General features: G+C 55.2%; 23 protein-coding genes and 1 tRNA gene. 9 read left to right on the top strand and 15 right to left on the bottom strand.

What is annotated here, in order from left to right; genetic code table 11:
- Positions 1 to 423: 423 nt before the first annotated feature.
- Together ACQE3D_RS22225 and ACQE3D_RS22220 are read right to left on the bottom strand one after the other, a co-directional pair.
- The gene (locus ACQE3D_RS22225) at positions 424 to 1020 is read right to left on the bottom strand and encodes an IS630 family transposase (protein WP_313728407.1); all 597 of its coding nucleotides are present in this window, start codon (positions 1018 to 1020) and stop codon (positions 424 to 426) included.
- On the bottom strand, positions 939 to 1400 hold the full coding sequence (locus ACQE3D_RS22220; protein ID WP_427550980.1) for a helix-turn-helix domain-containing protein: 462 nt from the start codon (positions 1398 to 1400) through the stop codon (positions 939 to 941). Before ACQE3D_RS22220 ends, ACQE3D_RS22225 begins: the two co-directional genes overlap by 82 nt.
- Before the next feature lie 391 nt (positions 1401 to 1791).
- Between ACQE3D_RS22220 and ACQE3D_RS22215 the strand changes: the two genes are divergently transcribed.
- Positions 1792 to 2790 (top strand): IS5 family transposase, encoded by a 999-nt coding sequence (locus ACQE3D_RS22215; protein ID WP_313730425.1) that lies wholly within the window; start codon positions 1792 to 1794, stop codon positions 2788 to 2790.
- Between the two features lie 120 nt (positions 2791 to 2910).
- Here the strand turns inward: ACQE3D_RS22215 and ACQE3D_RS22210 are convergent, their stop codons facing one another.
- The 3 genes from ACQE3D_RS22210 to ACQE3D_RS22200 form a co-directional block, all read right to left on the bottom strand.
- Positions 2911 to 3327 carry a GlcG/HbpS family heme-binding protein gene (locus tag ACQE3D_RS22210; RefSeq protein ID WP_313730426.1) on the bottom strand — a complete coding sequence of 139 codons (417 nt, stop codon included), beginning with the start codon at positions 3325 to 3327 and terminating at the stop codon, positions 2911 to 2913.
- A 51-nt stretch (positions 3328 to 3378) separates the two neighbouring features.
- Complete coding sequence (locus ACQE3D_RS22205; RefSeq protein WP_313730427.1) at positions 3379 to 3867, bottom strand: cupin domain-containing protein; 489 nt, start codon at positions 3865 to 3867, stop codon at positions 3379 to 3381.
- 150 nt (positions 3868 to 4017) lie between these two features.
- Positions 4018 to 4434, bottom strand: a complete 417-nt coding sequence (locus ACQE3D_RS22200; RefSeq protein ID WP_313730428.1) for a 4-oxalocrotonate tautomerase — start codon at positions 4432 to 4434, stop codon at positions 4018 to 4020.
- A 162-nt stretch (positions 4435 to 4596) separates the two neighbouring features.
- Between ACQE3D_RS22200 and ACQE3D_RS22195 the strand changes: the two genes are divergently transcribed.
- A complete protein-coding gene (locus ACQE3D_RS22195) occupies positions 4597 to 5178 on the top strand; it encodes a TetR/AcrR family transcriptional regulator (protein ID WP_313730429.1) in 582 nt (193 codons plus the stop codon).
- 166 nt (positions 5179 to 5344) lie between these two features.
- On the opposite strand, the gene ACQE3D_RS22190 is transcribed toward ACQE3D_RS22195, so the two are convergent.
- From ACQE3D_RS22190 to orn, 6 genes are all read right to left on the bottom strand, one after another.
- The gene (locus ACQE3D_RS22190) at positions 5345 to 5563 is read right to left on the bottom strand and encodes a GNAT family N-acetyltransferase (RefSeq protein ID WP_409521125.1); all 219 of its coding nucleotides are present in this window, start codon (positions 5561 to 5563) and stop codon (positions 5345 to 5347) included.
- Between the two features lie 200 nt (positions 5564 to 5763).
- Complete coding sequence (gene yccX / locus ACQE3D_RS22185) at positions 5764 to 6036, bottom strand: acylphosphatase (RefSeq protein WP_064030954.1); 273 nt, start codon at positions 6034 to 6036, stop codon at positions 5764 to 5766.
- Entirely contained in the window at positions 6033 to 8228 is a 2196-nt protein-coding gene (gene rlmKL, locus ACQE3D_RS22180) for a bifunctional 23S rRNA (guanine(2069)-N(7))-methyltransferase RlmK/23S rRNA (guanine(2445)-N(2))-methyltransferase RlmL (RefSeq protein WP_313730430.1), read from the bottom strand. Before rlmKL ends, yccX begins: the two co-directional genes overlap by 4 nt.
- 149 nt (positions 8229 to 8377) lie before the next feature.
- Positions 8378 to 8767, bottom strand: a complete 390-nt coding sequence (locus ACQE3D_RS22175) for a group I truncated hemoglobin (protein WP_064030956.1) — start codon at positions 8765 to 8767, stop codon at positions 8378 to 8380.
- 192 nt (positions 8768 to 8959) lie between these two features.
- Positions 8960 to 10231 (bottom strand): serine--tRNA ligase, encoded by a 1272-nt coding sequence (gene serS, locus ACQE3D_RS22170; protein WP_313730431.1) that lies wholly within the window; start codon positions 10229 to 10231, stop codon positions 8960 to 8962.
- Between the two features lie 125 nt (positions 10232 to 10356).
- Positions 10357 to 10902 (bottom strand): oligoribonuclease, encoded by a 546-nt coding sequence (gene orn, locus ACQE3D_RS22165; RefSeq protein WP_313730432.1) that lies wholly within the window; start codon positions 10900 to 10902, stop codon positions 10357 to 10359.
- Between the two features lie 93 nt (positions 10903 to 10995).
- Between orn and ACQE3D_RS22160 the strand changes: the two genes are divergently transcribed.
- Both ACQE3D_RS22160 and rsgA read left to right on the top strand, forming a co-directional pair.
- Entirely contained in the window at positions 10996 to 12246 is a 1251-nt protein-coding gene (locus tag ACQE3D_RS22160) for a M48 family metallopeptidase (RefSeq protein WP_281021561.1), read from the top strand.
- Positions 12246 to 13145: a ribosome small subunit-dependent GTPase A gene (gene rsgA, locus ACQE3D_RS22155; RefSeq protein ID WP_313730433.1), complete on the top strand. Its 900-nt coding sequence runs from the start codon at positions 12246 to 12248 to the stop codon at positions 13143 to 13145. The genes ACQE3D_RS22160 and rsgA overlap by 1 nt, the downstream gene beginning before the upstream one ends.
- 331 nt (positions 13146 to 13476) lie before the next feature.
- Here the strand turns inward: rsgA and ACQE3D_RS22150 are convergent.
- The 3 genes from ACQE3D_RS22150 to metG form a co-directional block, all read right to left on the bottom strand.
- A tRNA-Arg gene (locus ACQE3D_RS22150) sits at positions 13477 to 13553 on the bottom strand.
- 184 nt (positions 13554 to 13737) lie between these two features.
- Positions 13738 to 14340: an RnfABCDGE type electron transport complex subunit B gene (locus ACQE3D_RS22145; RefSeq protein WP_313730434.1), complete on the bottom strand. Its 603-nt coding sequence runs from the start codon at positions 14338 to 14340 to the stop codon at positions 13738 to 13740.
- Positions 14306 to 16366 carry a methionine--tRNA ligase gene (metG, locus tag ACQE3D_RS22140; protein WP_313730435.1) on the bottom strand — a complete coding sequence of 687 codons (2061 nt, stop codon included), beginning with the start codon at positions 16364 to 16366 and terminating at the stop codon, positions 14306 to 14308. The genes ACQE3D_RS22145 and metG overlap by 35 nt, the downstream gene beginning before the upstream one ends.
- Before the next feature lie 225 nt (positions 16367 to 16591).
- Between metG and ACQE3D_RS22135 the strand changes: the two genes are divergently transcribed.
- The 4 genes from ACQE3D_RS22135 to ACQE3D_RS22120 all read left to right on the top strand — a co-directional run bounded on the left by ACQE3D_RS22135 (position 16592) and on the right by ACQE3D_RS22120 (position 20380).
- Complete coding sequence (locus ACQE3D_RS22135; RefSeq protein ID WP_064030948.1) at positions 16592 to 16990, top strand: hypothetical protein; 399 nt, start codon at positions 16592 to 16594, stop codon at positions 16988 to 16990.
- Positions 16991 to 17247: 257 nt separating this feature from the next.
- On the top strand, positions 17248 to 17511 hold the full coding sequence (locus ACQE3D_RS22130; protein WP_064030947.1) for a hypothetical protein: 264 nt from the start codon (positions 17248 to 17250) through the stop codon (positions 17509 to 17511).
- Positions 17512 to 17774: 263 nt separating this feature from the next.
- The gene (locus ACQE3D_RS22125) at positions 17775 to 18113 is read left to right on the top strand and encodes a hypothetical protein (protein ID WP_064030946.1); all 339 of its coding nucleotides are present in this window, start codon (positions 17775 to 17777) and stop codon (positions 18111 to 18113) included.
- Positions 18110 to 20380: an EAL domain-containing protein gene (locus ACQE3D_RS22120; protein ID WP_064030945.1), complete on the top strand. Its 2271-nt coding sequence runs from the start codon at positions 18110 to 18112 to the stop codon at positions 20378 to 20380. The genes ACQE3D_RS22125 and ACQE3D_RS22120 overlap by 4 nt, the downstream gene beginning before the upstream one ends.
- 7 nt (positions 20381 to 20387) lie before the next feature.
- Here ACQE3D_RS22120 and ACQE3D_RS22115 read toward each other — a convergent pair whose 3' ends face one another.
- Positions 20388 to 21677, bottom strand: a complete 1290-nt coding sequence (locus tag ACQE3D_RS22115) for a L,D-transpeptidase family protein (RefSeq protein WP_313730436.1) — start codon at positions 21675 to 21677, stop codon at positions 20388 to 20390.
- 224 nt (positions 21678 to 21901) lie between these two features.
- Here ACQE3D_RS22115 and apbC point away from each other — a divergent pair, with 224 nt between their 5' ends.
- Positions 21902 to 22990, top strand: a complete 1089-nt coding sequence (apbC, locus tag ACQE3D_RS22110; protein ID WP_313730437.1) for an iron-sulfur cluster carrier protein ApbC — start codon at positions 21902 to 21904, stop codon at positions 22988 to 22990.
- Positions 22991 to 22992 lie beyond the last annotated feature (2 nt).

Raw genomic sequence — 22992 nt, 5'->3', positions numbered from 1 at the left:
CGGCTATTGGATATTCCGACCCAAATCAGCCAGCCATTCCAATTGAAATCGGCCATCTGTTCCAATACAAGGTCGACCACCGATTCCGGTCGAAAAACCGCCATCAATTTCGATATGATTGCGCCAGTAGGGAATGAGGTTTTTCTGGAAGTCGCCAATTGCCGAAATCGACCCAAGGCGGAAGTTCGTGTATTTATCTTGAATGTCGGTTAAAAATTTAAATCAGCCATTCAAATAATAAAAGTTGTAGGGTGGATAAGCGAAGCGCCATCCACCATAGGAACGCAAATAGGTGGGTGGCGCTTCGCTTATCCACCCTACGGCTCTAACGTCTATCACTTAATTGGATTCAATGGCAGAAATATGATCAATTTAGGCCTTTGCTGTATATCACCGAAGATATACGGAAAGTAAAATAAGCTCTTAGCAAAAAGTTAGCGTGTATTGTGAGCCAAACCCTCGGCCAATTTCGTCAATAGCCTGCTCAAGCTCATCCGGCATAAATGTTTTGAATGGCAGCCATTCATATTTCATTTTATGCCACAGCAATTCAATCCGATTCAACTCAGGGCTATAGGGCGGCAGGAAATAAAATCGAATACCTTTCTCTTCCAGCAAATCCCAATACGGCTTCAGTTTTTTGGCCGTATGAATGGACGCATTATCTAAAATCACCACCAATGGCTTGCTGACGCGTTGGACCAATGCCATCAGAAAGCCAAAAAACCACAGACCATTGACGCTTTGCCACAGCTTAGTCAGCATTAATCGACCCGATGAAAGCAAAGCGCCAATGACGTTCATCCGCTGCGCGCGTTTAGCGGTAATGGCATGAACTTCTCCGCTTTTGGTCCAAGCCGAACGATTCGGTGGTTGTGGTGCAAATCCGGCCTCATCCACATAGGCCAATTCGATTTCGCCGGCTTGCGCTTGCTGAATCAGTGCGGCAATGTCGTGTTGGGCCCGCTCGAAGCGCTCGGGATCACGCTTTTTTTTAAACTGTAACGGGTGCGCTTCCATACATAGCCCATCCGTTTTAACTCGTTCCGCAAGGTGCTGGCGCTAATCGTCACGTCGCATTCCGTCGTTAGACGACTGACCAATGCCCGGCAGTTTAAAGGTTCCGCATCGATCCATTCTTTGAGCCGGCATCGATGCGCGTCAGTCAATTTACTTGGTGCACCACTGCGGGGTTGATCCGGTAAACTGTTCAGCCCATTTCTCCACCACTTCCGCCGCCGCTCCCGTATAGCTTCCGGTTTCACGCCTTGCTGTTCTGCAATCGCAATGACTGTCTGGCCATTGGCTAACATCAAAATGGTCTGTGCCCGCTCCCGTTCTCGCCAATCGCTCCCTTTTTTGATAATTTGCTGGAGCTGCTCTCGTTCGCTTTCGTTCAATTCTATTGCTCTTGCCCGCATTCTGTCGCTACCACCACACCTGAAATCTCGCTATTTTAATGCATGGTGATTTGTTGTTAAGCGCTTAATATTCGGACCAATAAATAATCTTGTAGACGAGATTGTTTCGACATATACAAGCCATCTAATTCATTGTTGCAATGAGCTACTTCACAGAACTTCGAAAAGCAGAGGTAGTCGCGATGGGATGGCTCACCGGGTGTGCCGCGACTTTTTCATTGTTTTTAAGTTATGTAGCGCCGGCACTAAGCACGCTAGTTCACATCCTATCTCCTTTTTTCATGTTCTGTGCGTTAGGCAACCTCTGATTAATTCCCAAAAACAGCAAGCGGTATAATATTTCAACGAAATCGCGGTAGAGACGACACCCATGGACCAGCCCCAACAACTCAGTTTTGCCGATGCCGAATACGCTAACAAAGGCAAAGTCACCCGGCGCGAGAAGTTTCTCGACCAGCTCGAGGGCTTATTGCCGTGGTCGCTGATGGTGGCGGTGATCGAGCCGCATTATGCGTCTGGTAAAGGACGCGGGCGCAAGCCGTTTCCCTTGAATGCCATGCTACACGTGCATGTCGCACAGATTGTCTACAACTATTCCGATCCTGGAATGGAAGATGCGCTCTACGAGATTGAATCGCTGCGACGTTTTTGCGGTGTCCGCCTGGAAGGCGTGCCAGATGAAAGTACGATTTTGCAGTTCCGGCACCTATTGGAAGCACACGGGCTCACCGAGCAGATCTTTCAGGCGATCAACCAAACCTTGGGAGAGCGAGGGCTGTTTTTAAAAGCCGGCACCCTCGTCGATGCCAGCCTGATTGCCGCGCCGACCTCGACCAAAAACCAAGACAAAGCGCGCGATCCCGAGATGCATGCCAGCAAGAAAGGCAATCAATGGTTTTTCGGCAGCAAATTCCACATCGGCGTCGATAGCGAAACCGGCTTAGTGCATAGCCTCAAAGTCACCTCGGGCAACGTCAGCGACATAGCAGAAGCCGCCTCTTTGCTACACGGTGAAGAACAGTTCGTCCACGGCGATGCCGGCTATCAAGGTTTGGATAAACGCCCCGAGATGTCCAGCGACAACCCGCCAGACTGCGTGATCGCGATGCGTCCAGGCAAACTGGCCAAGCTCACGAAAGACGAGAGCGAACAGGCCCAGCGCCTTCGCCAAGCCGCGCGCGAACTGGCCAGTCGCCGCGCCAAGGTCGAACACGTCTTTCGGGATATTAAAATTCGGTTTGGTTATGCCAAGAACCGCTATCGCGGCTTGGCTAAAAACGCCGCCCGACTGACCTTTTTGACGGCCATTGCCAATGTACTGCGCGGCGATGCGTATGAACGTCGCAGCCTGATTGCGTCTGGAATTTGAAAATAGGCCCGGAAAAGGGCTTGTTTTCGACAAATAACGACTGTTTTGATGGAAAAAACGGGCGATTATTGAATTTTTTGAGCTGCTTTCGAAATGACTGCTACTCAAAACGGCAGTTTTTCAGAGGTTCCCTTGCACTTTTATCGCTAATGCGCCGGGCAATAGCGTGACATTGGGGATAGTGAGTACGGCATTATAAAATGCCAGGTTTTTGCTCATTAGCTCGGCCACTTGACCGCTGGTTTCTAAATGATAGTTGGGGCCAAACGTCACGATAGTGTAGGCTTTTCGATAGGCTGTCTCGAAGGTATGCGGCGTACTCTTGTCGCTTTTTAGCTGAACTTTGGGCTGACCGAACATATCGACAAAAGCCACCGAAACGTTATATCCCAAAGCTTCGCAGGAGCGTACCGTTTCGCTGGCAGCTTCGACCGCTAAAGTAAGCGGAAGCGTATAACTATTTCCCGCAGCATGCGCATTGGCTTGCAATAACAAAAGTATCGAAATGACCTGCAAACCTTTTCGTTGTTTATTCATAGCGTATTTCCGGTGACGTGATGTCCCAAATGCCCAATAAGCGCTTTGGCATTAAGGAACCATCAAAAATGGTTGGCCTTTTTGGGTGGTATAAGTGATTAAATATTTCAGCGGATTAATCCTGTCGGCATTGCGAAAAATCAGGTGTTGAGCGTTGGCCTTGTCTTGGTAGCTATCCCCTGCTCTGAAGGTTAGTATTGGCTCGTCAACGTACTGCGATTCCGCTATCCCCTCAAGAATGTAATTGAAACCGACTGAGGGATGATGGTGAACTGGCAAGCCCACTCCTGGAGGATAGGTGGTCATGACCAAACGAAATTCGTTGCCTTCATTATCTTCATGACTTTGCAGGATAGTTCGAACGATACCGTCGCTGGAGACTGTCGTATTGCCCTGCGATGTGATTTGTGCGAACAACGGCGTCGCGGTGAATGCGCCTACCGCACCGACCATCCCAGCCAGCAACAGCCGTCGTTTGATATCGCATTCGATGTTAGGTGTCATGACTTCGACAGCTTTCGAGATATAACCGTTTGACATATCTCTTCCTTTTATCAATGTGCGTTTACTAGACGCTAACGTGATGTTGTCGCAGCTTTGCGGGCGGCTTTTGGGCATGGGCCGCCTGCCGAGTGAATAAACACAGCTACTCGCGGGCGATGAGAAATCGACCCGCGAAGGGATCTAAATTTAACCTGTGGAAAGTGCCTCGCCTAACTGTTTATTGGTCAACGCCTGACCAGCGATTCCCCAGGCGCCATCAACAGCATGGACGACATTAGCCCAGATTTGGTGTTTAGGCAGGCTGCCGCCCGATAGTTCATGAATAATGTTGGTGGCTTCTTCGATATGTCCCTGCTGAATTTCTGGTGTGTTAAACGCAAATGACGGCACCTTCCATTCGATAAATACGACATCGGTTTCTTGCAATCCTGAATAGGTTTGATGTTTGGGCAGCAGATGGATAGCGCCAACGACATTGGGCGTCATCACCTTATTGCCGGATAGCCCGTGCCATTTCAACATTGAATCGCAAATTCTGCGAAAAGCGAGCTTTTCGGTTCCCGCGGGTAAGACACCTTCTGTTAGCGTAAGAGTAAGCGGCATGTCGGTTTCCTGTTGTTTGGGGTTACGCGTAGCGGAAGCTACGCGACGAACATTAAATAACGATCGCTATACAATATTATATAACGATCGTTATCTTGTCAAAGATGCCGATGCTGGCCATTTGATACAATGTCAATCCCAAATAGCATTAGATATACCCGCGTGAGATATACAGCAGACCAAAAACAACAAACCTGCCAGCGCATTATTGAGGCGGCCGGGCGTTGCTTTCGAAAAGGCGGCTACAGTGGCATCGGCGTCGATGGCTTGGCAAAGGAAGCCGGCCTGACGTCAGGGGCGTTCTACGGACACTTCAGCTCCAAAGCCGAGGCGTTTAAAGCGGCGATCATTGCCGGAATGGAGGACTTGAAATCCGGGATCGGCACTTTTCAGCAGAAATATGGCGAAAACTGGTGGGAAGAATTTGCAACGTTTTACATGGGTCCAAAACGCACCTGCGATCTGGGCGACAGTTGCATACTTCAAAGTGTAACTCCGGAAGTCTGTCGTTCCGAAGAAGCGATACGAGCTGCATTTGAGTCGGAGTTGCTAAAGATAGTCAAACTTGCGGCAGAGGGTACATCCAAAACAACCGATCAGGCGGCTATTGATAATGCGTGGGCTAACTTTGCAATGCTGATTGGCGGCGTAACGTTAGCGCGCGCGGTTACCGACGAAAAAATCGCCAATGAAATTGCAACGGCCGTTCAGCAAGCGGTGATCACCCGACAAAAGGGTACTTAAATTCATTGGAGTTCGTCCGGTCGTCCGAATTCCATCCACGCTTACCCAACCCAACCGCCGTCACAAAACGAAACCAAAGTACGCCGAGAACGATGCAGCTTGAAGCCCACCTCGCGAAGCGATACGGCACTCAGTTTACAGACACATAGATTATGGCGCAGCGGGGTTAGGCAACAAATCCGCCATTTAGGTGTTCAACAAAATGCATACCCTTCGCCGACAAGCCTTGTCGGTAATAGCGTCGTTGTGCTAGCGGCATGTATAAGCGGGTATCCAGAACCAGATTATTGCAGTTTGCAAATTGGGCTGCCTGTTTGACATATTCAATGAGACGTTTGCCTATACCCTGATTTTGCCGCTTACCCTTGACGACCAGATCATCCACATACAGATAGCGAGCATAGCGCAGATTCTCGCTGAATCGTTAGCCGACCAAGCCTTGCCAACCGAATTCGTAAAACCCTGAGAGATGATAGCCCGCCTGAAATTGGCGCAGGATTTGTACGACAAATCGCGTCTGATCCGACAAATGTAGCCTGAGTGCTGTCATCAACGTTAGACGTTCGAGGTTGATTCAGCTCAATATCAACGAATCTCGAATGCTTGCCAATGTTCGTCGGGCTGATGGGCATTGACGACAAGCTCGGCAACCTTGGCCAATAGCGGCCCTTTGTGACACCAGGCCACCAGCTTTTGCAAATCGTCCGGGTGTCCGGAAGCGACGATTTCGACGCTGCCGTCTGGCAGATTTCGGACGAAACCGGACAGATTCAGTTTGACCGCTTGCTTTTGGGTGTAGGCGCGAAAATACACGCCCTGTACCCGCCCCTTGACGATGATGTGCAGGCAATCCTTCATCGCGTGATTCTCCAGCAATAATGAATTTTTTGGTCGCGGGCGAAGTCCTCGGGAATCGTCGTCGCACTGATGTCTTCGATGTCCAGGCCGGCCAAGGCCTCGCGGTCGAGTTTAAAGCGGCGGAAGTTGGTCGAGAAATACAACACGCCGCCCTGCGCCAGCAACGCGGACGCGTTTTTCAACAAAGCCACGTGATCGCTTTGAATGTCGAAGGCGTCGTCCATTTTCTTGGAATTGGAAAAAGTCGGCGGATCGAGAAAGATCAAATCGAATTGCGGCTTGTTTTTTAATGCCGCCTGCTCGGCCAGCCATTTGGGACAATCCGCGCGCACCAGCTTGTGGTCGCCGCGGAAGCCGTTGAGTTCGAAATTGAGCTTGGCCCAGTCCAGATAGGTGTTGGACATGTCGACCGTGACCGACGCCGCCGCGCCGCCGACCGCCGCGTGCACCGTCGCGCTGCCGGTATAAGCGAACAGATTCAGAAAGCGCTTGCCCCTGGCTTCTTGCTGAATGCGTAAGCGCATCGGCCGGTGATCCAGAAACAAGCCGGTATCCAGATAATCCTCGAAATTGACCCAGAACTTGCAGCCGCCTTCCTCGACCACGTGAAAATGGCCTTGTTCGCCGAGCTTTTCGTATTGGTCGCTGGCTTTTTGCTTGCGGCGGATTTTCAGAAACACCTGGTTGGCCGGAATTTCCAGCACTTTCGGAATCTCCGCCATTGCCCCGGCCAGGCGTTGATTGGCCTTGGCCGGATCGATGGTTTTCGGCGATTCGTATTCCTGCACATTGACCCAAAGCTGCTCTCCCTGGTAAACATCCACCGCGACCGCGTATTCCGGCAGGTCAGCGTCGTACAGGCGGTAACAACTCACCCGGTTTTGCTTGGCCCACTTGGCGAGTTTCTTCAGATTCTTGCGCAAGCGGTTGCCGAACATCTCGGCTTGCGGGTCGACTTGTTCGACTTGGGCGCGGCGCCAGATCGATTCGGCACGCTCCTGTTGCGACTTGGCCTTGGGCTCGAAGAAGGCTTTTTCCTCGATGTTAAAACGCAGCAATTTGCATTCGAGCGCGCCGTTGAACAAGGTGATCGGCTTTTGCGAACGAATGCCCAGCCTAAAACCCAATTCGGGGTCGCTAATGATCATCGCCGCCTGCCAGCCGGCGAAGCGCTGTTTCAGCACCTCGCCGAAGCGACGGTACAGCGCGGCGGTTTCTGCTTCGTCGCCCAACCGTTCGCCGTAGGGCGGGTTGCAGGCGATCAAGCCCTTGGGCCAGCTTTCCGCCGCAGCCGCATCGCCGATGTCGCGTTTTTCGATATGAATCTTGCCGGACAGTCCGGCGTTTTCGACATGCTGAACCGCAGTGGCGACGGTACGCCGGTCCTGGTCGAAGCCGACGATGGTCGGCATTTTGTTTATTCCGGCTTCGCGGCGTTGGCGGGCCTCGTCGAGCAAGCTTTGCCACAAACCGGCATCGTGTTTTTTCCAGCCCAGAAAACCAAAGTAATCGCGCTGCAAGCCAGGCGCGATGTCGGCGGCGATCAGAGCGCCTTCCAACAACATCGTCCCCGAACCGCACATCGGATCGAGCAAACTGCCGCCTTGCTCGGCGATCTTGGGCCAGCCGGCGCGCAACAAAATCGCCGCCGCCAGGTTTTCCTTGATCGGCGCGGCGATGCTGATGTCGCGGAAGCCGCGCTTGTGCAAACTTTCGCCGGACAAGTCCAGGCTGAGTTGCGCCAGGTCGTTGTGCAGATAAACGTTGACGCGAAGCGACGGCCGGTCGGTATCGACGCTGGGGCGCTTGTTGAACTTGGCCCGCATCTGGTCGACGATGGCATCCTTGACCTTTTGCGCGCCAAAGTGGGTGTTGTTGATCGCCGGACTGTTCTTGGCGTTGAAGGATACCGCCAGACTGGCGTCGGGCTGGATATGCTCGAACCAATTAATGCGCTTGACGCCGTCGTACAGGTCCTGCTGGGATTTGACCTCGAAACTGCTCAGCGGCAGAAACACCCGGTTGGCCACTCGCGACCACAAGCACACCCGGTAAGCCAGCGCCAGATCGCCGTCGAAGGCCACGCCGGCCAGTTTTTCCTTGACGTTTTGGCCACTGAGGGCGCGGATTTCGTTGGCGAGGATGCCTTCCAGCGCCTTAGGCGCGGTGGCGTAAAGAGAATGTAGCGACATGACGACGACCGAATACGGAATGGTCGGCTAGGATACTAAAACCGGACGGGGGCGGCGGAAAATTTGTAAGGCTCGAGGTAGCGCCGAGGATGAGCCATCCCCAGGATTGCCGCCACGCGCCGAACCGCGCGCATGGCGGCACGGTTCCGTCAACGGCCGAGGACTTCGCCGCGAACGCTTTCGACCAAGGCGGCCGCTTCGCCGATTAACTCGGCCGGCACGTTCAGTTCCTGCATCGTCGCGCCCAGGTGTTCCATCACGGCGTCGAAGTGGCTGTCACTCAAACCCTTTTGAACCAATCTGGCATGGCCGTCGCGCAAGGAGCGACCGGTATACTGGTTGGGACCGCCGAAAGCGACGGTCATGAAGGCTTTCAAGTGCTCGACTTGTTTAGCCATATCGGTTTTTTCGAAGAAGCGGTTAATTCGATAATCATCCAACACCTTACCGTAAAACACATCGACCGCCGCGTTGACGGCGGCTTCGCCGCCCAGACGTTCGTACAACGACGGCTCTTGTACTTGATTGTTCTCGCTCATGTTAACCCCAGTCAATTATTAAAATTATGGTCGGAGCCGAGCAGAACTAAAGAGCCCTCCGCAACTCCGGCGGCGATGATACTCCAGGTTAGTTTTGGTTCAAAACTATTTTGCCAATCCCAGTAGGGGCATAAAAAAGCCGGGGTAGCGCTTGAATCGCTACCCCGGCTTGCGGTGTCCGGCCCTAATCGCTTAGCGAATTTCCGCGAGTCCGCCCATATAAGGCCGCAAGGCTTCCGGTACCGTGATCGAGCCGTCGGCGTTTTGATAGTTTTCGATGACCGCGATCAAGGTACGGCCGGCCGCCAGTCCCGAGCCGTTCAAGGTATGCACCAACTCAGGCTTGCCGGTGTCCGGATTGCGCCAGCGCGCCTGCATGCGCCGGGCCTGGAAATCCTTGAAGTTGCTACAGGACGAAATTTCCCGGTATTTTTGTTGCCCCGGCAACCAGACCTCCAGATCGTAGGTCTTGGCCGACGAAAAGCCGGTATCGCCGGCGCACAGCAGCATTTTGCGGTAAGGCAGATTCAGCAGTTGCAAAATCTTCTCGGCGTGGCCGGTCAGTTCCTCGTGCGCCTGGGCGGACGTTTCGGCGGACACGATTTGCACCAGCTCGACCTTCTCGAACTGGTGCTGGCGAATCATGCCGCGCACGTCGCTGCCGTAAGCGCCAGCCTCGCTGCGGAAGCAGGGCGAATGACAGACAAACTTCAGCGGCATCTGCTTGGCTTCGACAATGGCGTCGCGGACGATGTTGGTGACCGGCACTTCGGCGGTCGGAATCAGGTAGAAGGTCGGCTCATTTTGCACCGTGAACAAATCGGCCTCGAACTTCGGCAACTGGCCGGTGCCGCGCAGGCTGTCGGCGTTGGCCAAGAACGGCACATAGGTTTCCTGGTAGCCGTGCTCGTTGATGTGGGTATTCAACATCAGTTGAATGATGGCCCGTTGCAATGTCGCCAGTTTGCCGGCCAGCACGACGAAACGGGCACTGGCGATCTTGGCGCCCCATTCGAAGTTCATGCCCAACGGCTCGCCCAGATCGACGTGGTCCTTGGGTTGAAAATCGAACTGGCGCGGCTCGCCCCAACGGCTGACTTCCAGGTTATCGGCATCGCTTTTGCCGTCCGGCACCGCCGCGTCGAGGATGTTCGGTATGCCGGCCATCAATGCGTTTAACTGGTTTTGCACGTCGTTCAATTCGGCTTCGGCGGCCTTGAGCTGGTCGCCCAAATCGGCCACTTGATCCAGCAAGGGCTGGATGTCGTCGCCCTTGGCCTTGGCTAGACCGATGGCCTTCGAGCGGGTGTTGCGTTCGTTTTGTAAATCCTGAGTCTTGACCTGAATGTCCTTGCGGCGGTCTTCCAGGGCTTGATAGGCGGCGGCATCGAATTGAAAGCCGCGGCGTTGCAATTGCTGGCAAACCGTCTCCAGTTCGCTTCTAAATAAACGGGGGTCTAGCATGGCTGTGTGGTACCTGAAATTAAAGGGCGTGGGGCGAGCCAGGCATCTGGCAAGCCGATCTATTGATTCCGTATCGCTGGGCCAAACTCCGTCGTTAATGCAGCGAGCCAACCCAAGTGGACGGATTAATATTTAAAAAAGTGCTCGCGATAATGCCGCAATTCCTCAATGGACTCGAGAATGTCGTCCAGCGCCTTATGCGAGGCTTGCTTGTTGTAACCGTCCTTGACCTTGGGCGCCCAACGCGCCGCCAGTTCTTTAACGGTGGATACGTCCAGGTTGCGGTAATGAAAAAAGGCTTCCAGCTTGGGCATGTAACGGTACAAAAAACGCCGATCCTGGCAAATGCTGTTTCCGCACATCGGCGACGACCGTTCCGGCAACCATTGCCGCAAAAACTCCAACGTTTCGGCTTCGGCGGCGGTGGCATCGATGCGGGAATCCTTGACCCGTTGAATGAGCCCGGATTGGCCGTGATGCTGTTGATTCCAGTCGTCCATCGCCGCCAACGCCGCGTCGGATTGATGGACGGCTATCACCGGGCCTTCGGCCAGGATGTTTAAATTTGGATCGGTAACGACGGTTGCGATTTCGATGATCAAATCGTTATCCGGATCCAACCCTGTCATTTCCAGGTCTATCCAGATAAGATTGTTTGCATCCTGAGCCATTGGCTATTCCCTAGATTATTTATAAAGTTGCGGCAAATTGTAGCATTAGCTAATCTGTACCGCTAATCGTTAACCCCCAACCTCACGGCCTTGATGAACACCTTTACCGTCCTATTTCTCGTCGCCCTCGTCCTGTCTTACGGCGTCCAATTCTGGCTGGCAATGCGCCAGAAAGCCCATGTGCTGCAACATCGCGACCAAGTGCCGGCGGCCTTCCGCGACCGGGTATCGCTGGCCGCCCATCAAAAAGCCGCCGACTATACGGTGGAAAAGAGCAAACTGGGCGACTTGGACAGCGTGGTCGGCATTGTATTTCTGCTGGCGCTGACTTTGGGTGGCGGCATCAGCCTGGTATTCGACTTCTGGGCGACTTTCGATTTGTCGCCGCTGAAAGCCAGCTTGGCGGCGATGGCCAGCGTCTTTTTGTTAATGACCGTCGTCGAAATTCCGTTCAGCCTCTATCAAACCTTCGTCATCGAAGAAAAATTCGGCTTCAACAAAAACACCCTGCCGCAATTCGTCAAGGATCAATTGTTGTCGGTCGCGCTGACGCTCGGCATCGGTCTGCCGATTTTAGCGTTGATTCTATGGGTAATGGACAGTATCGGCGACCTGTGGTGGCTGTATGCCTGGGCCATCATGATGGGTTTTTCGCTGTTGATGAGCTGGCTGTTCCCAACCCTGATCGCACCCTTGTTCAACAAGTTCGAACCGATGCAGGACGGCTCGTTGAAGCAACGCATTCAAACCTTGCTGGAACGTTGCGGCTTCAACAGCAACGGCATTTTCATCATGGACGGCTCGCGCCGTTCCGGCCACGGCAATGCCTATTTCACCGGCCTGGGCAACAACAAACGCATCGTGTTTTTCGACACGCTGGTCAAGTCCCTCGACGAATCGGAACTGGAAGCCGTATTGGCCCACGAACTCGGCCATTTCAAATGCAAACACACGATCAAGATGCTGATCGCCTCGTCGCTGATGACCTTGATCAGCTTCGCGATTCTAGGCTGGTTGATTACCCAAGACTGGTTTTTCGACGGACTCGGCGTGGGCACTCACTCCAATGCGGCGGCCTTACTGTTGTTTATGCTGGTGTCGCCGGTATTCACCACGTTTATGCAACCGATCAGCGCGTTCTTTCAACGCAAATTCGAGTTCGAAGCCGACGATTTCGCGACCCGCAACGCCGAGGCCGGCAAACTGATCAGCGGCCTGGTCAAGCTATACGAAGAAAACGCCAGCACGCTGACGCCCGACCCGCTGTATTCGGCCTTCCACTATAGCCATCCGCCCGCCGCGATCCGCATCGCCCATATCGAAGAAAAGATACAAACCGCTTGATGAGTGCTCAGCGGGAAGGCCTGGTCGTCGCCCATCTCGGCAAAGGCATCGCTGTCGAGTTGGACGACGCCACGCCGCCCGTCCTGTGCCAAACCCTGCGCAAACTGGATACCGTCGTCGTCGGCGACCGCGTCAAACTAACGCTGTCGTCGCCGGAGCAAGGCCGCATCGAAGCGATCCTGCCGCGACGTTCCACGCTGTTTCGTCCGGCGCGCGGCAACGAAAGCCGGCCGGTGGCCGCCAATCTGGACAGCGTGTACGTGGTGTTGGCGGTCGAGCCGGCCTGCGATTTTCTGTTGCTGGATCAGTATCTGGCGGTCTGCGAGAACAGTAATATCGACGCCGACCTGATCCTGAACAAGATCGACCTGCCGTTGCCGGCCGATATCGACGCCGAGTTGCACTATTACCCAACGCTGGGCTACCGGCTACACCCGGTCAGCGCCAACCGCCAAATCGGCATCGCCGAACTGGCTCATACGCTGCAAAACCGCGCCAGTCTGTTTGCAGGTCAATCCGGGGTCGGCAAGTCGTCGTTGACCAACGCGCTGCTGCCGGACAAGACGCTACGCACCAATACCATTTCGGCGATCAGCAAACACGGCCGCCACACGACCACCGCCGCCACGCTCTACCACTTGCCCGGCGGCGGCGATTTGATCGACAGCCCCGGCGTCGCGATTTTCGGTCTGGCCGGTTTGACCGAGGCGCAACTGGCCTGGGGCTATCGAGAATTTCAACCCTACATCGGCCAATGCCGCTTCAACGATTGCAAGCACGTCACCGACAAGGACTGCGCGGTCCGCGCCGCCGCGGAAGCCGGCGAAATCCCGCTGGCGCGCTACCGGCGTTTCTTGAAACTGCGGGAAAAAATGCCGCCGCCGTCGCGTGGCGGATAGATCTTTACTATGAAAGTCACCGGACGCGGTTACCCAATTCGGTGTCGGAGCGCTGTCAATCGCGGCTAAAGCCGCTCCCACACCATTGGCTTTCATTTGCAGGGGCAACGCAGCCGTTGCATGAGCGTTAGGCCCAAGGGCGGATTTCTCCCCATTGCCCGCCAAGACTGTTCAAAAATGAGGTTTCTAAACCCTAAAGATTAAGGATGTTTGGTCATTGAGGGCAAATGTCAAATTTGGGTGACGACAAATAACATCAATTTTAGCTGGCCACTGAATGGCCGCCTATGCCAAACCAGGGGAAAATGGCAGTTTGGGGAAGATGTCAAAATGGCGCGCCCGAGAGGATTCGAACCTCTGGCCTCAGCCTCCGGAGGGCTGCGCTCTATCCAGCTGAGCTACGGGCGCAATGGGATTTGCGGTCTTACGATACAGTCTGTTCGGTCAAACGGTTTTGACCGTTTCCCTAGAAACCTAAATCCGGCTGACTGTTTCTTCCGGAGGGCTGGGCTCTATCCATCTGAGCTACGGGCGTGTATTGCAGAGCTGCTTATTATAAAAGCAATTGCGGCTAAAGTCATGGCCGATCGCGTTAATCTTGGTTTTTCGCGGATTTGGCTTTTGACAATAGCTGCTTCTGGCGTTGCAAGCGCTCGGCCTTTTCGGCTTCCAGTTTTGTCAGGCGTTGTTGTTTGGTGAGATGGCGCAGCCTGGCGCGGTCGGCGTCGGTCTCGGTCCAAGTGAGGTTGGGCGCGGGAACCATGGCAATGCAGGCGACCGGACACGGCGCGATGCACAATTCGCAGCCGGTACACAGGTCGGCAATGACCGTATGCATGTGTTTGGAGGCGCCTAGAATGGCGTCGGTCGGACAGGGCGGCAGGCATTTGGTGCAGCCGATGCACGCGTCTTCGTCGATGATCGCAAGTAGGCGCGGCCGTTCAAGGCCGTAGGCGGGATTCAGCGGCTTGGCCGCGATGCCCAGCAACTCGGCCAATTTTGCGATACCGGCATCGCCGCCGGGCGGACAGCGGTCGATGTCGGCTTCGCCGCGAGCGATCGCTTCGGCGTAAGGCAGACAGCCGTTAAAACCGCATTTTCGGCACTGAGTCTGCGGCAGCAAGGCGTCGATACTGTCGGCCAGCATGCTCGGTTCCGTTTTATTTGACGCGCATGCCGGGTTGGGCGCCGGCATCCGGCGACAGTACGAAAATGTCCTTGCCGCCTGGACCGGCCGCCAGCATCATGCCTTCCGAGGTACCGAAGCGCATTTTGCGGGGTTTCAGATTGGCGACGACGACGGTCAGCTTGCCTTCCAAATCGTCCGGTGCGTAGGCCGACTTCACGCCGGCAAAGATGCTGCGGGTGTGGTCGCCGAGGTCGACGGTCAACTGCAGCAGTTTTTCGGCGCCTTCCACCGCTTCGGCCTTGACGATACGGGCGATGCGTAAGTCGATTTTGGCGAAGTCCTCGATTTCGATGGCTTCGGCGATCGGCTCCAGCTTTTGGTTTTCGGCGGGTTTGGCGGCTTCGCCGACGGTCTTGGCGGGCTTGGCCTTGACCGACGGAGTCTTCTCCAGGTTGTCCTTGGAGGCTTCGACGATCGCGGCGATTTTGTCGGCCTCGACTCGGGTCATTAATGGCGTGAATGCGTTGATGGCGTGGTCGGTCAGCGGCTGGGCGTCGGCCGGCCAGCCTTGCGGCGGGATGTTCAAGAAGGCTTCGGCGTTGGCGGCCAGCGTCGGTATCACCGGGCGCAGATAAACCACCAGCAAGCGGAACAAGTTCAGGCCCATGCTGCAAACGTCGTGCAACTCGGCGTCGCGGCCGTCTTCCTTGGCGATCAGCCAGGGCTTTTTTTCGTCGATGTATTGGTTGGCCTTGTCGGCCAGGGCCATGATTTCGCGCATCGCCTTGCCGAATTCGCGGCTTTCGTAAAGGTCGGCAATGGCTTGATGGGCGGCGACGAATTGGCCGAACAATTCCGGTTCGGCGCAGGCGGCGGATAGCCGGTTTTCAAAGCGTTTGGCGATAAATCCGGCGCAGCGGCTGGCGATGTTGACCACTTTGCCGACCAGGTCGGCATTGACCCGGAGCGTGAAATCGTCGAAGTTCAAGTCGATGTCGTCGACGCCGGCGCTGAGTTTGGCGGCGAAGTAATAGCGCAAGTATTCCGGGTTCAGATGGTCCAGATAGGTGCGGGCCTTGATGAAGGTGCCGCGCGATTTGGACATTTTCTCGCCGTTGACCGTTAAAAAGCCGTGGGCGAAGATCGCGCTGGGGGTGCGGAACCCGGCGCCGTGCAGCATCGCCGGCCAGAATAGCGCGTGGAAATAAATGATGTCCTTGCCGATGAAGTGGTACAACTCGGCGTCGCTGTCCGGGCTCCAAAAACTGTCGTAATCCAGACCGGTGCGCTCGCATAAGCGCCGGCAACTGGCCATGTAACCAATCGGCGCATCCAGCCAGACGTAAAAATATTTGCCGGGCGCATCCGGGATTTCAAAGCCGAAATACGGCGCGTCGCGGGAGATGTCCCATTGTTGCAAGCCGTTTTGCAACCATTCGGCCATTTTGTTGCTGACTTCCGCTTGCAAGTGGCCGGCGGTGGTCCAGTCTTTCAGCATTTCGGCGAAGTGACCGAGTTCGAAGAAATAGTGCTCCGAGTCTTTTTCGATCGGTTGTTCGCCGGACACGACCGACACCGCGTTTTTCAATTCGGTTGGCGAGTAGGTGGCGCCGCAAGCTTCGCAGTTGTCGCCGTATTGGTCGGGCGCGCCGCATTTGGGGCATTCTCCCTTGATGAAACGGTCCGGCAGAAACATGTTTTTGACCGGGTCGTAAGCTTGAGTGATGCTGCGGCTGCTGATATGGCCGCCCTCGCGTAGTCTGAGGTAAATCAGTTCGGCGCAAGCCTTGTTTTCGGGCGAATGGGTGCTGTGGTATTGGTCGAACGCCACGCCGAAGGCGTCGAAGTCGGCGCGGTGTTCTTGCTCGACGCCGGCGATCAGTTGTTCCGGAGTGATGCCTTCCTTGTCGGCGCGCAGCATGATCGGTGTGCCGTGGGTGTCGTCGGCGCAGACGTAGTAGCATTCGTGGCCGCGTTGTTTTTGAAAACGCACCCAAATGTCGGTCTGAAGGTATTCGACCAGATGGCCGAGGTGGATCGGACCATTGGCGTAGGGCAAGGCGCTGGTGACAAGGATTTTTCGTTTCGACATGGCGGTAAAACGGCCGGAAAAAGGAGCCGGCGATTATGGCATAAATCGCCTGGGCTTTCATTGCAAGGCGTGACAAGCCGGCGGCGGGCAAGGGTTCTTGGGCAACGTCGGGCAGTAGGGTACAATCGCCGCCAAGCTCGACGCTTCGGCGACGCCGGGGTGCCGATCGGGATTTTTCCGCGTGGGGCTTGCCCGATTTCAAATCACAATAAAAGAGGCTACATCATGAAAAAAACCTTGTTCTTGGCCATCGCGCTAATGTCCGGTTCCGTAATGGCGGCGACCGATCACTATCTGTTGCGCGACGGTAACCACGTTCAGCATTTGAAGATTAATACGGTCGGTAACGATACCAATGTCACCGTGGATGTGGATTTCGAACCGAATCCCGACGAGGCCGGCAAGCACGCATGTTCTGCTCTAATTTCTGGCGAAGCTAAAGTCATTGCCGAAAACGAGTTGGTTTTGAAAAAGCATATCGAGGGCGAGGCGCGTTCGTGCTCGGTAAAAGTGCATTTGACCCCAAACGGCGCCAAGCTGGAGCAATCCGAAGAATGTACTTATTTTGCGGCCGGGATTTGTAAATTCGCTAGCGACGGCAAGGAGTTGTTGAAAATCAAATAAGCCAGTCCGCTTCGCGGCGCGATCGGCAAGGTCCGTGCGCCGCTACTCGCGGGCTAATCTTAAGACAGTCGGCTAGGGTCTTTGCTTTGCTGACTGATCCGATGCTTTAATTGAATTATGTTATTTGCCGTGATATTCGGACAGATTGTCGCGCGGCAATCCGCCACATTTTTAACGCTAGACTTTTTTGTTAGATTACCGGTGTCCCGCCAATACGGGATTCCAAATTTCCGGTAACAGATAGCGAAGGAGTCTTTATGAAAAACGCCAACAAATTTATAGCTGCCGCCGCGATTGCGGTACTCGGGGGAGCCGCGATCCTGAATGTAACCAATGCTAGTTCCGAGGTTAACGAAGACAAGGCGGCTACCGAGGGTAAATCCGTTGCTTGGTATGTGGCCAATATCAAGGAAGCGAAGGCGCAAAACCAAACCTGCCACGATAATCCTAACCTTCAAGCCAGCGCGGATTGCGTGAATTCGCTGCACGCTTTGCAAATCAGCTTCAAGGGCGGAAACTAATTTCTCTGCCGGCGTTTTCTCTGTCAGCCGGGCGGTAGCCTTACCGTCCGGTTTTTTGTGTTCCAACTCTCAATTTTCACTTTCGCCAATCTGGATTGGCGTTGCTGTCTTTCGTTCTTGCAAGCCGTCTGCCTGGCGGTTCGGCTTTCCGTTGTTCCGTAATGATTAACCCGCTCCGGTGAGTTCCGTCCTTGGGCCCAGTCCTGAGAGTGCTTAATTTCTGCTAAATTACCGGTCAAACTTAGGGAAATAAGGTTACCGGCATGTTCAAGCAAACTCAAAATCAGGTCAATATCTCCGCCGTGCTTGGCGAATACACCATTCCTCCACTGAAAGACATGTTGATTTTGGGGCGCGATTCGCCAATCGGCTGTATCGCGATGCGCCGCGCCATTGAATTATTGGTGAAAGCGCCGTTCGAGCATATCGAGTGCGACGACGAAATCATCAGCGATATCTTGGTCCGAAAAAGCCTGTTGAACCGGGCTTCGCGCGAGGCATTGATTGAGTTTGTGATAGGTCAGGTTAAGCCGCTGATGAGCATCGACGAGATTTTGCACGCCGATTTGGACGTCTCGGTGCGCTTGAGCGCCAAGGTATGAAGGAATTGACGGTAAAGGCCTGTCTTTGGCCCGATGTGGTTAGGGTCCGGGAAGAAGACCGGCCAAAGGGGCGGGCGAATGGCAGTACCGTGTACGCGGTATTTCGCGATGGCGAACTTAGTGCCGATTTTTGCGGCGTGGCTACCCACCATGACATTTCCCTGCACCCTGGCTGGATTTTTGCCGACTTGGTCGAGCATCGCAAGCTCGCGGCCGTGCCGGTCGGTGCCGGTATCCGTACCGCGTTGAAAACCATGCGGAAGCATGGCATGGAAGTGTTGGCCGTGATGAGCCGCGACGAGTTTGTCGGCGTCGTGACCCGGGAAAGCATTTTGCAGGCCTTGCTGGAACGCGATCGGCAGTTGTTACTCGAAAGCGTGCGTTTGCGGGACATTGCCGAGGAAAACCATCGCCAGACCGTGATTTGGGTCGAGCGCTTGGCCGCCCTCAACGAGGCCGCCAGAAGCTTGTTGGGGGTGTTGGCTCGGACGTCGATAGAAACCGAATTGCTGCAAGCCGGGCTCGATGCCTTGCGTAAGCTGTTGGACGCCGATTTTGGGGCGATTGGTATCGTCGATGAGCACGGCGGGATGGCTGAATTCATTTATTCCGGAATCAGCGAGGCTCAGGCCAAGCAAATCGGCGAGCTGCCGCAAGGCAAGGGTTTGTTGGGCGTCGTGATCGAAGAGGATATTTCGCTGCGCCTGAGCGATATGCGCTCCGATCCGCGTAGCATCGGATTTCCGCCGCATCATCCGCCGATGAAATCGCTGTTGGCGGTGCCGATTTCCCGGCACGGTCGGGTGTACGGGCGGATCTATTTGTGCGACAAAGTCGGCGGCGAGGCGTTTAGCGCCAACGACGAGGAGTTGGCGGCCAGTTTCGCGCATTCGTTATCGTTGGTGATAGACAACGCCAGGGAGATGGAAGAGGTCAAGCGGGCTCGCCAGCGCCTGGATTACATGGCGCATTTCGATGCGCTGACCGATCTACCCAATCGCACGCTGCTGACCGACCGCGCCTTGCAATTCATCGCGCGGGCGCAGCGCAAACGCGAGGTGGTGGCTTTTTTGTTTCTCGATCTGGACAATTTCAAGACTATCAACGATTCGTTCGGCCATACCGTTGGCGACGAATTGCTCAGAGAGGTGGCCAAGCGCATCGCCTCGTGCTTGCGTGAAGGCGACACGCCGGCTCGCATGGGGGGCGACGAATTCATTATCATGTTGCCCGGCATCAAGGACAGCCTGGATGCCGCCAAGGTGGCGGTCAAGATTTTGGGGTTACTGAATGAACCCTTTGTCATTAACCAACACCAGATTTATTCGCGGGCCAGCATCGGCATCAGCGTGTTTCCGGAGAACTCGGGCAATCTGGATGAACTGCTGGCGCAGGCCGATTCCGCGCTGTACCACGCCAAAAAGCTCGGCAAGAACAACTATCAGTTTTTTACGTCGGAAATGAACAGTACCGCGCAGCGGTATCTGCAGCTTGAGCATCATTTGCGTTGCGCGCTCGGTCAGGGCGAGCTGTCGCTGTACTACCAGCCGCAAGTGCAAATCGATAGCCGGGCGGTAATCGGCATGGAGGCGCTGTTGCGCTGGCATAGTCCGACCTTGGGCATGGTGATGCCGGATCAGTTTATCGGTTTGGCCGAGGAAACCGGGTTGATCGTGCCGATAGGCGAATGGGTGTTGCGGACCGCTTGCGAACAGGCCCAGTGCTGGCGCGAGACAGGTACGCCGGTGCGCGTCGCCGTCAATCTATCCGGCCGGCAGTTCCAGGATTTTCAACATCAACGCGGCTTGTTGGACGTGGTTGCGACCGTGTTGGCCGAAACCGGCTTGCCGGCGGAATTATTGGAGTTGGAAATCACCGAAAGCATCATGATGCGCGATGTGGATACCACGTTAGCCACTCTGCAAGGCTTAAAGCGCTTGGGCGTGCGTATTTCGGTGGACGATTTCGGCACCGGTTATTCGTCGCTGAGCTATTTAAAGCGGTTTCCGCTCGACACGTTGAAAATCGACAAGGCCTTTGTAAAGGACGTTTCCACCGACGACAGCGACCGGGCGATCGTGGCCGCGATTACCGCGATGGCCGGCCAGTTGAAATTGGAGTTGGTCGCGGAGGGCATAGAGGACTTGGAGCAGTTGGTCTTCCTGTCCGGGCAGCGTTGCAATTACGGCCAAGGCTATTACTTCAGCAAGCCGGTGCCGGTGGAGCAAGCCACCGCGTTGCTGAAGCCGGGGGCCTTGTCGGAATGACGGCGGCTTAGTTTGCCGACGGTGCTTGCGGCATCGCGTCGATATCGAAGTTCTGTTTGATGCGTTTCGCCGCCGCTCTGGCTTCGGATTTGGTTTTGAAAGGCCCGGCCAAGACTCGGTAATTGCCGTTGCTGGCAATCTTGCGGGCCGGGATCGGCGGGCCTTGGTGATTGAGCATGGCCGCCAGCTTTTGCGCTTCGGTTTCGCTCTGGAACACATCGGCGATGATCGTCGACCAGGCGTCGGCGTCCAGTTCGCCGATTTCCGGTTGGCCGAACAGTCGTTCCGGATGTTCGAGCTGCGGCGCGGCGGCGCTCAGTTCGGCAAGGTTCGGACTGTTGACGAGTACCGGTGTCGGCACGCCGTCGACGCGCTTTAGCGTGGCTTCCACCTTGGGCCAATCCAGTGTGGCTTGCCGTTCCGCGGCGAGCTGCTTCAATTTGCCGCGCAGGTCTTTTTCCAGTTGCTTGCGTTGCTTTTCCCATTTATCCAATGGTTGGTGGGCTTCCAGATACAGCGTGTCTCCCGCCCAGGCGGCTAAGAAGGGTTGGTGGACGATGCGTACCGGCGTGCCTATGTCGACTTGCTTGAACAGGTTTTCCACGTCCTCCGGGTAGAGCTGTACGCAGCCGTGGCTGACTTGCATGCCGATCCCGTAGGGCTTGTTGGTTCCGTGTATCAAATAGCCCTTAAAGCCCAGCGGCATTGCGTAATAGCCGAGAGGATTGTCCGGGCCGGAGCGGATGACTTTGGGGAGTGGGTCGCCCAGCGCTTGGTGTTCGCGTTGGATCGATTCCGGCACGGTCCAGGCCGGATTGGCTTTCTTGGCGACGATTTGCGTCTGACCCAGCGGTGTATTCCATCCTTGTCGACCGATGCCGACCGGATAGGTCCAGACCGATCGGGTGTTCGGAAAGTAAAACATGCGCATGTTGGCTAGGTTCAATACGATGCCTTGGCGCGGCGCGTCGGGGATTATGAATTGCAAAGGCAGCAATACCGTGCTGTCGTTCTGTAAGCTCCAGGGATCCAGGCCGGGATTGGCGAGGGTAATGTCGTTGTATCCCAGGCCGTAATGGCGAGCAATGTCCGAGAGCGTATCGTTTTCCCGGCTGGAGAGCGTGGCCAGGCCTCCGACGATGTTCAAGTCGGCGGAGAGGCTGAATTGGTGAGTCTCGACGACTTCGTTGGGTTTGACCGTCCAGGTAACTTTTTCCGATTGCGGTTCGGAAAAGAAGGCTAAGGTTTGGCAGCCGCTTAGCAACGACGCCAGTATAAGCGCGAATGGTATAAGCAACGGAGAGTGGGCCGGGGAACGGCGGATAGGCGGACGGGTTAAGGCGATCATGACGGTGACGGGACTGGGGCGTCGGATGGTTGTTTCCGCCCGGAGAGTAGCGCGTTTGGCGCGGCCTGGCAAGAAAGCCCGTGGATTTGGTTGTCCGGGTTTCTTGGCTTCCCGGAAGATGGTATCTTCCCCCACTATTTTGCTTGGTTATTGGCTTATTGTAGGAGTTGTGAATGGCTATTGAAAAAGCGGCTGTCGAAAATATATTGAAAAATTTCATTGACCCGAATGTCGAGACCGATTTGGTGTCGGCTAAGGCCGTCAAAAAGATTACGGTGGACGGCGACGCGGTCAGCGTCGTCGTCGAAGTGGGCTATCCGGCCAAGAGTTACGTTGGCGAGCTGCGCGCCGAGTTGGAGCAACGCTTGCGCGCGTTGCCGGGGCTTGGGAAGCTGGAGGTCGAAGTGTCCTTCAAGATTGTGTCGCACGCCGTGCAAAAGACCTTGAAGCCCTTGCCGAATGTGAAAAATATTATCGCGGTGGCGTCGGGCAAGGGAGGCGTCGGTAAATCGACGACTTCGGTGAATCTGGCGCTGGCGCTGGCAGCGGAGGGCGCTCAGGTCGGTATTTTGGATGCTGATATATACGGCCCCAGCATTCCTACCATGCTGGGTTTGTCCGGTCAGCCGGACAGTGAGGACGGCAAGATGTTGCAACCCAAGTTGTCTTTCGGCGTCCAGACCATGTCGATTGGTTATCTGGTCGATCCCGATCAACCGATGATTTGGCGCGGCCCGATGGTAACCGGTGCATTGCAACAATTGTTGGGTCAAACCCAATGGCATGACGTCGATTATTTGATCATCGATTTGCCGCCGGGTACCGGCGACATCCAGTTGACGCTGGCTCAGCAGATTCCGGTCAGCGGCGCGGTTATCGTCACCACTCCCCAGGATATTGCACTGATCGATGCCCAGCGCGGTTTGGGCATGTTTGAGAAGGTCAATGTGCCGATTCTGGGTTTGGTCGAAAACATGAGCCTGCATATTTGCAGCAACTGCGGTCACGAAGAGGCTATTTTCGGCCAAGGCGGCGGCGTGGCGATGGCCGCCAAAAACGGGGTGGATCTGTTGGGTGCGTTACCGTTGGATATTAAAATCCGGGAGTTTGCCGACAGTGGCCGACCGACGGTGGTTGCCGATCCGGACGGGCGGCCGGCGCAAATTTACAAGGCCATCGCCCGCAAAATGGCCGCGAAACTGGCGATGAGAGCCAAGGATTTCAGCGGCCGATTCCCGAATATCGTGATTCAGAATACTTGATC

The organism is Methylomonas sp. MS20, from assembly GCF_050275925.1.
Lineage (GTDB): Bacteria > Pseudomonadota > Gammaproteobacteria > Methylococcales > Methylomonadaceae > Methylomonas > Methylomonas koyamae_A.
The sequence above is the reverse complement of the archived record's forward strand: the minus strand, read 5'-3'. Positions and strand labels throughout refer to the sequence as shown.